This is a genomic window from Corynebacterium sp. ACRPE (genome assembly GCF_022347435.1).
Lineage (GTDB): Bacteria > Actinomycetota > Actinomycetes > Mycobacteriales > Mycobacteriaceae > Corynebacterium > Corynebacterium tuberculostearicum_D.
In genome coordinates, this window is sequence record NZ_JAKRNA010000005.1 from 46,154 (window position 1) to 59,850 (window position 13,697).

Below are 13,697 nucleotides of genomic sequence, written 5' to 3' on the forward strand. Positions count from 1 at the left end.
GCGGGTGGAGCTAGAGGTATGCCGCCAGCTTGCCGACGGCCCCCGGAGTCCCCACTTCCTCCGGCAACCACGGAACCTCGCGCACTGGTGTATCAGGCAGCTGGGTGCGCAGGAGCGCGAGCGCCTCATCCTCGGCGGCGCGCCGGGCGGCTAAGAACTCGCCTTGGTCGGCCGGGGTGCGCCGGTTAACCAGCATGGATCCCACCCGCACACCGTTGCTCTTAAGATCCGTATGGAACTCGGCAGATTCCAGCACGGGCAGGCGCTCGGCGGTGAGCACAATGTGGAATACGGTGCGTGGGGAGGTAAGCGCGGTGCGCAGCTGGGCAAAGCGCTCGCGGCGCTGGAAAAGCGTGGCGCGAATTTCCTGATTGCGCCGGTCCACCGGGTCATTATCTGCGCCGCTGCCGCTAGACATCCCGCGCACCAGCGAGCCGAATTTATCGGATTTCTCGCGCCGGGAGAGCAGCCCATCGGTATAGGCGGCCATGATCTCCGGCAAGGCCATCAGCCGCGAAGTGTGCCCAGAGGGAGCGGTATCGAAGACGAGGTAGTCGAAGTTCGATTCCCCCACTACGAGCGCCGCTATGCGCTCCAATAGCGCCGCCTCTTGTGTGCCGGGCGATTGCCGGGCTAGGTCGAGGTGCTTTTTCACCTCACCGTGCAGGTGTTCGGGCATAAAGCGGCGCATCGAGTTCCCTACCTGCGCTAGGTGCTGCTCGGTCGCGCGCGCAGGGTTGATCTCGATGGCGGACAGGGTAGGGGTGAGGTCTGAGGGGGCGTCGCCAAGCGAGGTACCAAAGATATGCCCCAAGTTATGCGCCGGGTCCGTGGACACCAGGCAGACGCGATGCTCGCGGGACAGGCGCAACGCGGTGGCGGTGGCCAAGGTGGTCTTGCCCACCCCGCCCTTGCCGCCAAAGAACATGATGGGTGAGGTCTCTAGCAACATTGAATATTCTCCAGCGGGGATTTATCCATTCCCATGCGGGTATGCCAGGCGTGGAAATCCTCATAGACCAACGGCAAAAGTTCCAGGGTGTAGTAGCTGGCCGGGTTGGGGATGCCGAGCGCCTCCGAGGCAACCAGCATCAAGAAGAGATCGTCTTCTTGCTGCTGGGCCTTGGCAAAGCTGGCGCGATACGGGGCCTGGTAGTACTCATTGAGTCCGGCCGCAAGTGCCTTAAGCTTGTCGAGCATGCTCGGGCAGTGGGGCGTCAAGGTCATCATCGGACCACTCCAGCGGGGTCTCCTTGCGGGCGCGGGAAATGGCGCCAACGGCTTCCACAATGACCCAGATGGTGGCCACCACGATGATGACGTCCATGCAGAATAGCAGCCAATTCTGGCTGGTAAATAGGGACTTCAGCTGGAGTAGTGCGGCCCACAGTGACATGGCGGTAACAAAGATGAGCGGAATGACCACCGGCCACGTCGGCCTGCGTAGGTGGGTCAGGATGACCACCACAATGGCCAAGGAAAGGCCCGCCATGAGCTGGTTGGTGGTGCCGAATAGCGGCCAGATGGTCATACCGCCGGAGCCATCCGCGCCGGCAGAGAAGGTCAGGCCGAAGGCCAAGCCCACCGCGATGACGGTGGCGGCCAAGGCCTTGATGCGCACGCCCATGATCTCGCCAATTTCTTGTACCACTAGGCGCTGCAGACGCACGCCCGAATCCATGGTGGTAGCGGCAAAGAGCACGGCCATGGTGGCCAAGATGGTGCCGGAGAGGGACGTGGGAATGCCCATGCCCTCGTTCATGAGCGCGCCGCCGCCGTGCACGAAGGCCTCCACGCCGCCGGCATTCCATTCGGAGTAAATTTCTTCCCACTGCTGCAGGGACTTAAAGCCTGCGGTGGTGGCGATGATGGTGCCCAGCGCGAGCAGCCCCTCGCCCACGGCACCGAAGTACCCCACAAAGCGCACGTCGGTTTCCTTATCCACCTGCTTGGACGAGGTGCCGGAGGCCACCACGCCGTGGAAGCCGGAGATAGCGCCGCAGGCGATGGTGACAAAGAGCAGCGGGAAGGTGCCCGGGGTGCCGTCCGGCACGTTATCGCGCAGCGCCGGTGCGGCCAGCGAAGGGCGGGTAATGAGGAAGGATCCGTACAAAATGGCCAGGCCCACGAAGAGCTGGAGGCCGTTGATGTAGTCGCGCGGCTGCAGCAACACCCACACCGGCAGCAGCGAAGCGATGAAGGCGTAGATGAATAACAAGATGATCCACACGCCGTTAGCGGGGATACCCAGGACCGTATCGGGTAGGACCACAGGCACGCGGTCACCGATGATCATCAACGTGTAGAGCGCGACAACGCCCACGATCGAGACCAGCGGCAGGTTCCAATTCAGGCGGTAGATGGCCTGGCCGATAAGCAGCGCGACGACGATGGCGCCCCAGGTAGGGATTACGGCCGTAGGGGTGGAGACCAGCAGGTTCGAAATGGCCACGGCGAAGGCCGCATTCACCATCAACAGCAGCAGGAAGATCACGATGAGGAACAGATTGCGCCCGCGCTTGCCAATGTAGCGCCCAGACAAAGTGCCGATGGACTGGCCCTTATGGCGCTGCGACGCCCACAACGCACCCAAATCGTGCATGCCGGCGAAGAAGACGGTGCCGAGGGTGACCCAGAGAAACGCCGGAACCCAGCCCCAGATGACGGCTACGGCCGGACCAATGATGGGCGCGGCGCCCGCCACGGAAGTGAAGTGGTGGCCCCACAGGACGTATTTATTGGTAGGCACAAAGTCCACGCCGTCTTCTATGGTGTGGGCCGGGGTGGAGTAGTTCGGGGATAGCCGGAAAATGCCCTTTCCTAGGAACTTGGAATAGAGCAGATAGCCGGCGCCCATCATCGCAATGCCGATGATGGCGAGGACTAGAGAGTTCATGGTGTGCGTCTCCTCATGGGCGGTTGGGTGGCGTGTCTCACACGTGCGGATAGTATGCCACAACTCACATGGATATTTGCCCGTGGGGGAGACCGGCGGGTGGATTTATATTTGGAAGGCGCAGGCGGCGCAGTACCTTATACTGCCGGCAGGGAAAACAACAGCGCGGCCCCAGTTCCAGTGGAGGAACGAGGGCCGCGCGGTGGGTGCTTAAACCAGGTGGTGCTTACTTCTTATCGACGCCGATGTTGCCGTCCTTCTTCCACACCACAACCACTGCTGGGCGAGGGGTGGACTTGCCACCCTCTGGCCAGTGGGAGGTCTGCTTTTCAAAGGTGGCGTCATCGGTCTCGCCTGGGTGCTGGACGTTGACCATCACGCGCTCATCGGTGACGATGGGGCCGCAGGTCTCGGCGCCTGCCGGGACCGTCAGGAAGCACTTGAGCTCGCCGCGGGTATCGCCTTCAGTGGTCACGGCGTAGAGGCCATCGTTGGACTCAAGGGCGTTGCCGTCGGTGGAGATCCATAGGTTACCGTGGCTATCAAAGGCCAGGTTATCCGGGCAGGAAATCGGGGATACCTTCTCCTTATCAAAGCCGCCGAAGTAGGTATTGGCCTCCTTCGGATCACCACAGACCAGGAAGAGGTTCCAGGTGAACTTCTCGCCAGCGTGGTCATCTTCAATCTCCATGACCAGGCCGTTCTTGTTCTCCTTGATAGGAGCCCACTCCATCGGCTCTTCCTTGTTCTTCTTGGCGTTCTCTCCGGTAGCGCCGCGGTATTTATTGTTGGTCAGGGCGACGTAGACCTTCTCGGAGTCTGGGTGAACCTGCATATCCTCAGGACGGTCCATCTTGGTGGCGCCCACCTTATCGGCGGCCTCACGGGTGTAGACGGCAACCTCTTCGGCAGACATGCCATCAACGTGGGACTCGAACTTATTGTTCTCGGTATCAGAGGTCAGCAGCTTGACCCACTCGCCCTTGCCGTCGAAGGAGCCGTCCTCTGGCAAAACGCCAGAGCCATCGATTTCATCCTCGGGGGAGTTGCCCTCCAGCTTGGCCACGTACAGGGTGCCGTGATCCAAGATGCTGAGGTTGTGCTCGATATTGCCCTCTTCGTACTTCTTGGTGGAGACGAACTTGTAGATGTACTCAAACCGGGAGTCATCGCCGGAGTAGCACACCACGGTGCCATCGGAGGCGATGTGGACGTTGCCGGCCTCGTGCTTGAATCGGCCCAGAGCGGTGTGCTTGACCGGGGTGGACTTAGGATCTAGCGGGTTAATCTCAACCAACCAGCCGAAGCGGTTAGGCTCGTTCGGCTCCTTGGAGACGTCGAAACGCTTATCAAAGCGCTCCCATTTGCGCTGGGTCTCGCCATCTTCCAAGCCGAAGCGCTCCAGGGACTCCTGTGCCTTCTTGTCATCCAGCTTGGCGTGTGCAAAGTACTGGTCAAAGTTCTCTTCGCCAGAGAGCATGGTGTTCCACGGGGTGATACCGCCGGAGCAGTTAGCCAGGGTGCCCTTGACCTTCTTGCCCGTCTTATCGGCGGAAGTCTTTACAAACTCGGAACCGGCAGCCGGACCTACCAAGGTGAATTCGGTAGTAGCGGTAATGCGGCGGTTGAGTGGACCAAACTCGCGCTTGAGTTCACCGGTATCGCCTACCTTGGACACCTCCACGATGGAGTGGCCGTGGCCAGCCCAGCCAATCTTGGCCTGCTCTTCGGTGGGGTTATCCGCATCGTAGTTAGGGAACATCTGCGGTTCGGTGGTGTACTCGTGGGAGCAGACGTAGATAAGGCGGTTGTCGTCGTCCGGGTGCTCGATGAGGCCGGCGAAGTCATTGTTGAAGCCGAATTGCTTCTCGGCTGCCTCGGCGGTCTGGTTCTTGTCATCGAATTCCGGCGCGTCCTCAAATAGCGGGTCGCCCCAGGCAATGAGGACGGACTGCTCGTAGCCATCCGGGATGACCACTTCGTCCTTCTCGTTTGGCTGTACTGGGTCGAACTTCATGCCTTCTGCGGAGGTGAGCTCAATGTTCGCCTCAGAGGTTTTGCCGCCCTTGCCCTCGGAGGAAGAAGCCTCATTAGACGCATCATCCGGGTTGGAGCAGGCCGCCAAAGCAGCGCCGCCGCCAACGGTTACGACCGATAGGCTGCCCGCACGCAGCGCGGTACGGCGGGAGAACTGGTCAGCAAAGTACGGGTTATTGGACTTGTTCTCGCACTCGCCAAAGCAAGCATTACCGCACTTGTAGGTGCAGGTCAGGCTGGAACGAGAGGAGGCAAAGAGACTAGAGAGAAGGTTGCGGCCTTTAAGTGCCATAGTTACTGCTCCAAATGGGTTGAAAATATTGTTTAGACACGGGGACAGCCATATATATAAGGGGATCTCAGTAACTGTGCGTTGGCGCGGAGGTGACGGTGAAGTGAATTATGCGTAAATCTTTTCCGGGGTGAGGGTGGCATGGGCTAAATCGCGTGCTGCGGTGGGGATCGACTACCCTAGGCTAACGTGAGCGAGCAGAAGAATAATGAAGTAAACGATGTCCCTGAGCAGCTGCGCATCCGCCGCGAGAAGCGCGATCGCCTGCTGGAATCCGGCGTAGAGGCCTACCCGGTCACCGTTGAGCGCACCATCTCTTTGAAGGATTTGCGCCACGATTTCCGCGTAGTGGCCGAGGGCGAAGAGCCGGGCACGGAAGAAGGCGTGACCTACCTGGCCCCAGGCGAGGAAACCGAGGTAACCCACGCCATTGCCGGCCGCCTTATCTTTATGCGCAATACCGGCAAGCTGTGCTTTGCCACCCTTCAAGATGGCGACGGCACCCAGGTGCAGGCCATGCTTTCTTTGGCCGAGGTAGGCAAGGAGCGCCTCGACGCTTGGAAGTCCGATGTTGACTTGGGCGATTTCATCTCCGTGCGCGGCCGCGTAATTTCCTCCCGCCGCGGCGAGCTGTCCATCATGGTCTCAGAGTGGACCATGGCCGCTAAGTCCCTGCGCCCGCTGCCGGTGTCCTTTGCCGATATGGCAGAAGATACCCGTGTGCGCCAGCGCTATAACGACCTCATTATCCGTGAAGAGGCCCGCAAGAACGCCATGATCCGCGTGAAGGTCATGCGCGCGCTGCGTAACTACCTGGAAAGCCAGGATTTCGTTGAAATCGAGACCCCGATGCTGCAGACCCTGCACGGTGGCGCGGCCGCTCGCCCGTTTATCACCCACTCCAATGCGTTGGATATTGACCTCTACCTGCGCATTGCGCCGGAGCTGTACTTGAAGCGTGCCGTCGTCGGCGGCATTGACCGCGTCTTCGAAATCAACCGTAACTTCCGCAATGAGGGCGTGGACCGTTCCCACTCGCCGGAGTTCGCCATGCTCGAGACCTACGCTGCGTGGGGCGACTACGACGATTGTGCCCGCATGACGCGCGAGTCCATCCAGGCCGTAGCGCGCGACGTCTTTGGTTCCACCACCGTCACCCTGGCGGATGGCACCGAGTTCGACTTCGGCGGCGAAGAGTGGCCCGAAATCGAGATGTACCCCTCCCTCAATGAAGCCCTGCAGCGCAAGTTCCCGGGCCAGCCGGAGGTCACCATCGATACCGACGTCGAGACGCTCAAGGGCATTGCAGACATCATCGGCCTCGACGTCCCCAAGGACGGCGGCTGGGGCCACGGCAAGCTGGTGGAGGAAATCTGGGAGGTCCTGTGCGAGGACCAGCTGGAAGGCCCCATCTTTGTCAAGAACTTCCCGGTTGAGACCTCCCCGCTGACCCGTCAGCACCGTTCCAAGCCGGGCGTGACCGAGAAGTGGGATCTCTACGTTCGCGGCTTCGAGCTGGCAACCGGCTACTCCGAGCTGGTGGACCCGGTTATCCAGCGTGAGCGCTTTGAGGATCAGGCTCGCCTGGCCGCCGGTGGCGATGACGAGGCCATGGTGCTGGACGAGGACTTCCTTGCCGCTATGGAACAGGGCATGCCGCCTACGGCCGGCACCGGCATGGGCATGGACCGTCTGTTGATGGCCCTGACCGGCCTGGGCATCCGCGAAACCGTGCTCTTCCCACTGGTTAAGCCAGAACAGAAGTAGCCGCCCAGCGGTCAATCGCTAGCCGTCAGCCCGCGTGGCTGGCGGCTTTTGCCGTGCCTGGGCTAGTGCGAAAGCGGCCCGGCGGATTTATCGCCACGCAGGCGCTTGATTATGTTCTCGGCCGAAATCAGGCACATCGGCACGCCCACGCCTGGCACGGTGGTGGCACCCGCGTAGTAGAGCCCGCCGACCTTGCGCGAGGCGTTGCGCCCGCGCAAAAACGCCGATTGCCGCAGCGTGTGCGCAGGCCCAATAGAACCGGCCGACCAGGCATGGTAGCGCTCGGCAAAATCGGCCGGGCCGAGCGTGCGCTTGACGACGACCCTGTCTACCAAATCCGGCACCCCAGCCGTGGCGGCGATGTGGTTAAGGGCGGCGTCGGCAATCGCAGCAACGCGCTCGGATTCCTCTGCATGGTAGGCATTGCCGAACCCGGGCGCCTCCGCGGCCGGCACCGGCACCAGAATGAAGAGGTTTTCGTGGCCCGCGGGCGCTACGTTCGGGTCGGTGGCCGAGGTCTTGGACACGTAGATGGACTCCGAGGCACCCAACGGCCGGGAAGGCTCCGGGCCGGAATAGACGGCGCGGAAATCCGGATCCCAATCCTGGCTAAAAAGCAACGTATGGTGCGCTAGTTCTGGAAGCTCGCCCTTCACCCCGGCCAAAATGAGCACGGTGCCCAGACCGGGATTGCGCCGGCCCCAGTAGCGCTCCGGGTAGGTGCGCAGTTGGGGCGGCAAAAGCTGGGTCTCGGTGTGGTGCACGTCCGCCGCCGAGACCACGATATCGGCGTGGATGGCGCCCTTATTCGTGCGCACGCCGGTGACCTTACGGTTGGCGACCTTGATGGAGGTTACCTCCTCGCCCAAGCGGAAGGTGGCGCCAAACTTCCGTGCCTGCCGGTAGATGGCCTGGATCACGGCCGCGAAGCCACCCTGTGGGTAGCGCACGCCCTCCACCAGGTCGGTGTGGCTCATCAAGGAATACAGTGCCGGGGCGGCCGCCGGCTCGGAGGACAAAAAGACCGCCGGGTAGCTCAAGATTTGGCGCAGGCGAGCATCAGAAAACGTTCGGCCCACGTACTGCTTTAGGTTCACCGAAAGCAGAGCCACCAGGCGGGACAACCGGGTGCGGATATCGCGGTGCACCAGGTTCAGCGGCGCGGAGAAGGTGGTGTAAAGGAAGTGCTTGAGCGCCATCTCATAGGTATCGCTGGCCTGCGCTAAGTATTCCCGGACTTTCTCGCCCGCGCCGGGCTCCAGCGACTCGAAGAGTGCGGCGACTTCCTCGGGGCCGGAGTACACATCCACCGGCGCATCGCCATGAAAGACGCGGTAGGCGGGGGAGAGGTCCACCAAGTCCAGCTCCGCCTCGGTAGAGGTGCCACACAGCGCAAAGAAGTGATCGAAAGCCTCGGGCATGAGGTACCAGGACGGTCCGGTATCCCAGCGGAAGCCGGCCTCCGCAAAGCTGCCGGCGCGCCCGCCTACCTCATCCAGCGAGTCCACGACGGTGACCTCGTAGCCCTCGCGGCCGAGCAAAGCGGCGGTGGCGAGGCCGGCGATGCCGGCTCCAATGACGACGGCGTGCATGACGTTCTCCTTAGTTTTCGGCCGTGGCTGAGGTCTGGCTGCTGTGGCCGCGACGGCGCACCGCGCGGGCCGCGAGCCAAGCCTTGGTGTGGTTCGGCACGGATACCCGCGTGGTGGCAAGCGCCGTAGCCGGGGTGGCGGCGAGGCGATTGGTGAGCTCTGCAAAGATATCCGCCGCCGCGCTCACACCGACCCGCGCGGACGCCGGGAGCAAGTCGATGGTGAGCGCGGCGGTGGCGAGCTCTCGGCGGATCTCTGCGATGAGCGCGGACTTGGAGGTCTCATCAATCCGTCCAGATTGGACCTGCTGAAAATAGGTGCGGCCCAAAGTGGAGCTATCCTCGCTCAGGTCACGCAGGAAATTAATCTTCTGAAAGGCAGACCCTAGCGCGCGGGCGCCGCGCTCCATGGCGGCGCGGTCGGCAGGGGAGACGTCCTCCTCGGCCAAGAAAATTTGCAGGCACAATAGCCCGATGGCTTCCGCTGAGCCGTAGATATAGGCCTGCAGCTCCGATGGCGAGTACTCGCGCTGGGTGAGATCCGCGCGCATGGAGCTAAAGAAGGCAACAAGGTGCTCGCGGTGGAAGCCGCAGCGGCGAGCCGTGATGGCATAAGCGTGCACAACCGGATCGGTGTGCAGTCGCTGCTGCGGCGCGGCCAGGATGGTCTGCTCGTAGGCATCCAGTGCGGCGGCGGGGTCGGTGTGGGCTTGGGCTGCGGCGCCGTCGACAAGCTCGTCTGCAATGCGCACCACCGCGTATAGGTGGCGGATATCGGCGCGCACCCGCCCGCGCAAAAGCCGCGTGGCCAGAGAGAAACTGGTGGAGTACTGCCCCATAACCTGCGCGGCCGCGCGGGAGGCCGCTTGGTCATAGCGAGTCAACATATCTGTCAACGTAGCATGCAGCCTGTCAGCGGTTCGTGGCGCGTGGCTGCCCCTCGGCAAAGCCGGCTGCAGACTGCACGCCCACGGTGGCGCGCTCGCGGAAGGCGGCCAGGGAATCGGCGCCGGCGTAGGTGCACGAGGAACGCACGCCAGAGATAATCCGGTCCACCAGGTGCTCCACGCCGCCGTGCTCGGGGTCGAGGTAGATGCGGGAGGTAGAAATGCCCTCTTCGAACATCTCGCGGCGGGCGCGCTCAAAGGCCTCGGTATCGGAGTTGCGGCCGCGCACCGCCCGGCGCGAGGCCATGCCGAAGGACTCCTTATAGAAGGCACCGTCGGCATCCTTGTGCAGGTCACCTGGGGACTCGAAGGTGCCGGCGAACCAAGAGCCAATCATGACATTGGAAGCACCCGCGGCAAGTGCGAGGGCAACGTCGCGCGGGTCGCGCACGCCGCCGTCGGCCCAAACATGGGCGCCTACCTCGCGGGCGGCCGCAGCACACTCTAGGACGGCCGAGAACTGCGGGCGGCCCACGCCAGTCTGCATGCGGGTGGTGCACATCGCCCCCGGGCCCACACCGACCTTGATAATGTCCGCGCCGGCCGCGGCCAGCTCGCGCACACCCTCGGCCGTGACAATATTGCCGGCAGCAATGGGAAGCCCCAGATCCAGCGCCTTAACCTTGCGCAGCGCGGTGAGCATGCTTTCCTGGTGGCCGTGTGCGGTATCGATGACGAGGACGTCAGCGCCGGCCTCCGCTAGGGCACGGGCGCGGCCTTCCACGTCACCGTTGATGCCCACCGCAGCACCGATGTGTAAGCGGCCTTGCTTGTCGACGCCCGGCCTATACATCTTCGCCCTTACCGCGCCCTTCCTCGTGAGGATTCCGGCCAGGGTGCCATCCGGGTTGACCACCGGGGCTAGCTTGCGGGAGGTTTTGCGCAGCTTGGTAAAGGCCTCTTGTGGGTCAATGCCCACCGGCAGCGTGACCAAGTCGGTGGTCATCAATTGGCCAACGGCGGTGAAGTTATCCTGTCCGCGCAGGTCCTTCGGGGTGATGATACCGATGGGCATGTCCCCCTCGACCACGATGGCGGCGCCATGGGCGCGCTTGTGTAAAAGGTTGCTGGTATAGCCCACGGTGTGGTGCGGCTTGACGGTAATTGGGGTGTCATAGACCAAGTCCGCCGCTTTCACAGAGGCGATGGTTTCTGCGGCCGCTTCTAAGGAGAGGTCCTGTGGCAGGATGGTCAGCCCGCCGCGCCGGGCGATGGTCTCGGCCATGCGACGTCCGGCCACGGCGGTCATATTGGCCACGATGAGCGGGATGGTATTTCCGGTGCCGTCCTCAGTGGTGAGGTCTACCGACTGGCGCGAACCCACCTCGGAGTGGCTCGGGACCATAAATACGTCGGAGTAGGTCAATTCGTACGGCGGATGGGAATCGTTGAGAAAACGCACTGGGGTGTACCTCGCTTTAGGCTCGGGTGGCGCGGTCTCACCGCGCGGATGAAGACACTAAAACTATACTCCTCGACTTTCCCCGCACCCGCGGCCTCAGTATCCTGTCTGGGTGTCTCAGAAACCAGATCCCCACATTTCCGCAGAGGTAAAAATCAACCTCACCATCCTCGTCCTCGGCGCGATGGTGATGATCCTGAACGAGACCGCCCTGTCGGTGGCGCTGCCCACCATCATGGCGGACTTTGGCATCCCCGCGACCTCCGCCCAGTGGCTGCTTACCGGTTTCCTCCTCACCATGGGCGTGGTCATCCCGACCACCGGCTTTCTCATGGATAAGTTCACCACCCGGCAGATCTTCTTGGCCGCGTCGGGCGTTTTTCTTGCCGGTACGGTACTGGCGGCGCTCGCCCCGGCCTTCGGCGTGCTGCTGGTGGGGCGCGTATTCCAAGCGGCCGGCACCGCCTTGATGATCCCCACCCTGATGACGGTGGCGATGACCCTCGTCCCGCCGCAGCGCCGCGGCAGCGTGATGGGCATTATCTCCGTGGTCATTTCCGTGGCCCCAGCACTCGGACCCACGGTGGGCGGCTTCGTGTTGGGCATGTCTAGCTGGCACGTCATCTTCTGGACCATGGTGCCGCTGCTTGGCCTCATCTGCGCCGCCGGCTATTTCCGCCTGGTCAACGTGGGAGATAAGCGCGATACCCCGCTGGATTTCCCGTCCGTCGTCCTGTCCGTCTTCGCCTTCGGCGGATTGGTCTACGCCGTATCGTCCCTGGAAAACATGCTGGAGGGAGATGGCCTCGTAGACATCATCGTCCTCATCGTTGGCCTCGTGGCCTTGGCGCTTTTCACCCGCCGCCAGCTGCGCCTGGCCAAGGACAATCGCGCCCTTTTGGACATGCGCCCGTTTACGGTTCCCAACTTCACCGTGGCGGTACTGGGCATGCTGCTCATGTTTGGGCTATTACTCGGCGTGGTCAATATCCTGCCCATCTACCTGCAGACCTCCCTGGCGGTAAGTTCGCTGGTTACCGGGCTCGTCGTCATGCCCGGCGGCTTGCTCCAAGGCGGCATCTCGCCGATGGTCGGCCGCCTTTATGACGTCCACGGGCCCCGCCCGCTCATGATCCCCGGTGCCCTGCTTCTAGCCGCGGGCACGTGGCTGATGACCCTGCTCAATGAGGACAGTGCGGTATGGATGGTCATTGGCATGCACATCCTTTTTGCCCTGGGCATTGCGCTTATGATGACGCCGCTGATGACGACGTCCCTGGCCTCCCTGCCAGACGAGCTCTACTCGCACGGCTCCGCCATCCTCAATACCCTGCAGCAGCTGGCGGGCGCGGCCGGCACTGCCTTCCTGATGACCTTCCTGACCCGTGGCACCAAGTCCGGCGCGGCCCAAGGCATGAACGAGGCCGCCGCGACGGCTCATGGCGCGCACTGGGCCTTCCTTTTTGCCGGCGCGCTTTCGCTGGTGGTCGTCGTGCTGGCTCCGTTCCTCAAGCGCGTACCCTCCGCGGAATAGGCACGAGGACAAATTAAGAGGCGCACAGCGGCAGGTTCAGCCGCTCCTCTTCAGCTTTATCGCCCCAGACCAGGAATGCGGACTGGGTGCCTTCCACGGCCATCACGTAGGTAGGAACATCCGCGGTGGTCTCAAAGCTTTGGATGGTGCACTGGTCATTGGAAAGCTCGACCGGTTCGGCGTCGGGAAGCATGGCATCGCGCTCCTCCACGCTGGGGTAGTAGGTCACGATGTAGTTGAACCCATCGCCCACGCAGGAAATCTTGGCCTCCTGGCCAGGCTCCGGCTCGCGCGAGGAGCACTTAGCCCCATCGAAGCCATCCTGGCCGCTGCGGGAGCCCACCAAGTCCGGGTACGCATCCGCGAGGTTTTGCTCCTTATCATTCCAGCTGGGGTAGGACAGGAAGAACCACAGCGCGGCCGCAGCAGCAATCGCGGCCACCGCCAGCACCGTGATGAGCGCAATGAGCCCGCCCTTGCCCTTCTTCTTCGGCGCGGGTGCCATCGGTTGCTGCGGCTGCGCCATGGGCTGGGCCATCGGTTGTGGCTGCGGCTGTTGCGGCGGGGCGAACTGCTGCTGAGGGCGTGGTTCTGGCTCCTGCACGCGGGGAATCTGCGCGGTATCGAAATCGCGCTCCGGGCGCAGGTAAGCGACCACATCCTTGGCGCTCTCTGCCGTGCCAGTGGGCTTATACTCCGGGCATTTGCGGGCAACGAGCTCTTTAAACGCCGCCACTGCATCGCCGTGCTCTTCGCCGGATGGACCGGCCGCAGCCAGCACCGAAACCTGGCGTTGCTTATCGACGCCCACCCGGGCCTCCCTTAGCCCATGCACCGCAAAGTCTGCCCGCCCGCGGGAAATTAGGAAGTCCACCGCACCCGCCAGCGGACCGAAGACGTCGGCGGCCTCCTCGCGGCTGAGATCACTGGGAAGCTCAGAAAGTTGGGTTCCGGAAACCCCTTCGCGCACGATGAATTCCTGCCCATCCGCGGTAGTGCCCGTGCCTACCAGCGGCGCGATGGCTGGGTGGTGCAACCCATGCAGTGCCGTGGACTTGTCCACCACGCCGGTAATTTCCGGGGCGAAGATTTCCACGCTCAGCTGCTGCTGCGTGTTTCCATCTTCGACCGCAAAGAGGGTAGACGATGGAGCCTCATCCAACACGGCCAATTCGTGCAGATTGTGCTGGGTGGCAAAGAACTCAGGAAGCTGGGGCACGGTCGCGATGTC

Annotated in this window: 10 protein-coding genes; 2 read left to right on the plus strand and 8 right to left on the minus strand. The window is 62.7% G+C overall.

What is annotated here, in order from left to right:
* Nucleotides 1–10: 10 nt before the first annotated feature.
* The 4 genes from MHY13_RS04045 to MHY13_RS04060 all read right to left on the minus strand — a co-directional run bounded on the left by MHY13_RS04045 (nt 11) and on the right by MHY13_RS04060 (nt 5,225).
* Nucleotides 11–952, minus strand: a complete 942-nt coding sequence (locus MHY13_RS04045) for an ArsA family ATPase (RefSeq protein WP_239281120.1) — start codon at nt 950–952, stop codon at nt 11–13.
* Nucleotides 943–1,200, minus strand: a complete 258-nt coding sequence (locus MHY13_RS04050; protein ID WP_198492073.1) for a cory-CC-star protein — start codon at nt 1,198–1,200, stop codon at nt 943–945. Before MHY13_RS04050 ends, MHY13_RS04045 begins: the two co-directional genes overlap by 10 nt.
* A complete protein-coding gene (locus MHY13_RS04055; RefSeq protein WP_239281129.1) occupies nt 1,184–2,896 on the minus strand; it encodes a carbon starvation protein A in 1,713 nt (570 codons plus the stop codon). The genes MHY13_RS04050 and MHY13_RS04055 overlap by 17 nt, the downstream gene beginning before the upstream one ends.
* A gap of 226 nt (nt 2,897–3,122) precedes the next feature.
* A complete protein-coding gene (locus tag MHY13_RS04060; RefSeq protein WP_239281131.1) occupies nt 3,123–5,225 on the minus strand; it encodes a PhoX family phosphatase in 2,103 nt (700 codons plus the stop codon).
* 189 nt (nt 5,226–5,414) lie between these two features.
* Here MHY13_RS04060 and lysS point away from each other — a divergent pair, with 189 nt between their 5' ends.
* The gene (gene lysS / locus MHY13_RS04065; protein WP_239281140.1) at nt 5,415–6,992 is read left to right on the plus strand and encodes a lysine--tRNA ligase; all 1,578 of its coding nucleotides are present in this window, start codon (nt 5,415–5,417) and stop codon (nt 6,990–6,992) included.
* A gap of 62 nt (nt 6,993–7,054) precedes the next feature.
* Here the strand turns inward: lysS and crtI are convergent, their stop codons facing one another.
* Genes crtI through MHY13_RS04080 form a run of 3 tightly spaced genes read right to left on the minus strand, consistent with a single transcriptional unit; the run spans nt 7,055 to nt 10,932 of the window.
* Nucleotides 7,055–8,584 (minus strand): phytoene desaturase family protein, encoded by a 1,530-nt coding sequence (crtI, locus tag MHY13_RS04070; protein ID WP_239281142.1) that lies wholly within the window; start codon nt 8,582–8,584, stop codon nt 7,055–7,057.
* A 10-nt stretch (nt 8,585–8,594) separates the two neighbouring features.
* Nucleotides 8,595–9,470 carry a squalene/phytoene synthase family protein gene (locus MHY13_RS04075; protein ID WP_239281144.1) on the minus strand — a complete coding sequence of 292 codons (876 nt, stop codon included), beginning with the start codon at nt 9,468–9,470 and terminating at the stop codon, nt 8,595–8,597.
* Nucleotides 9,471–9,495: 25 nt separating this feature from the next.
* Entirely contained in the window at nt 9,496–10,932 is a 1,437-nt protein-coding gene (locus MHY13_RS04080) for a GuaB1 family IMP dehydrogenase-related protein (RefSeq protein WP_239281146.1), read from the minus strand.
* A gap of 112 nt (nt 10,933–11,044) precedes the next feature.
* On the opposite strand from MHY13_RS04080, the gene MHY13_RS04085 reads away from it, so the two are divergent.
* Nucleotides 11,045–12,466 (plus strand): MDR family MFS transporter, encoded by a 1,422-nt coding sequence (locus tag MHY13_RS04085; RefSeq protein WP_239281148.1) that lies wholly within the window; start codon nt 11,045–11,047, stop codon nt 12,464–12,466.
* 13 nt (nt 12,467–12,479) lie between these two features.
* Here the strand turns inward: MHY13_RS04085 and MHY13_RS04090 are convergent, their stop codons facing one another.
* Nucleotides 12,480–13,685 (minus strand): serine/threonine protein kinase, encoded by a 1,206-nt coding sequence (locus tag MHY13_RS04090; protein ID WP_239281150.1) that lies wholly within the window; start codon nt 13,683–13,685, stop codon nt 12,480–12,482.
* Nucleotides 13,686–13,697: the final 12 nt, after the last annotated feature.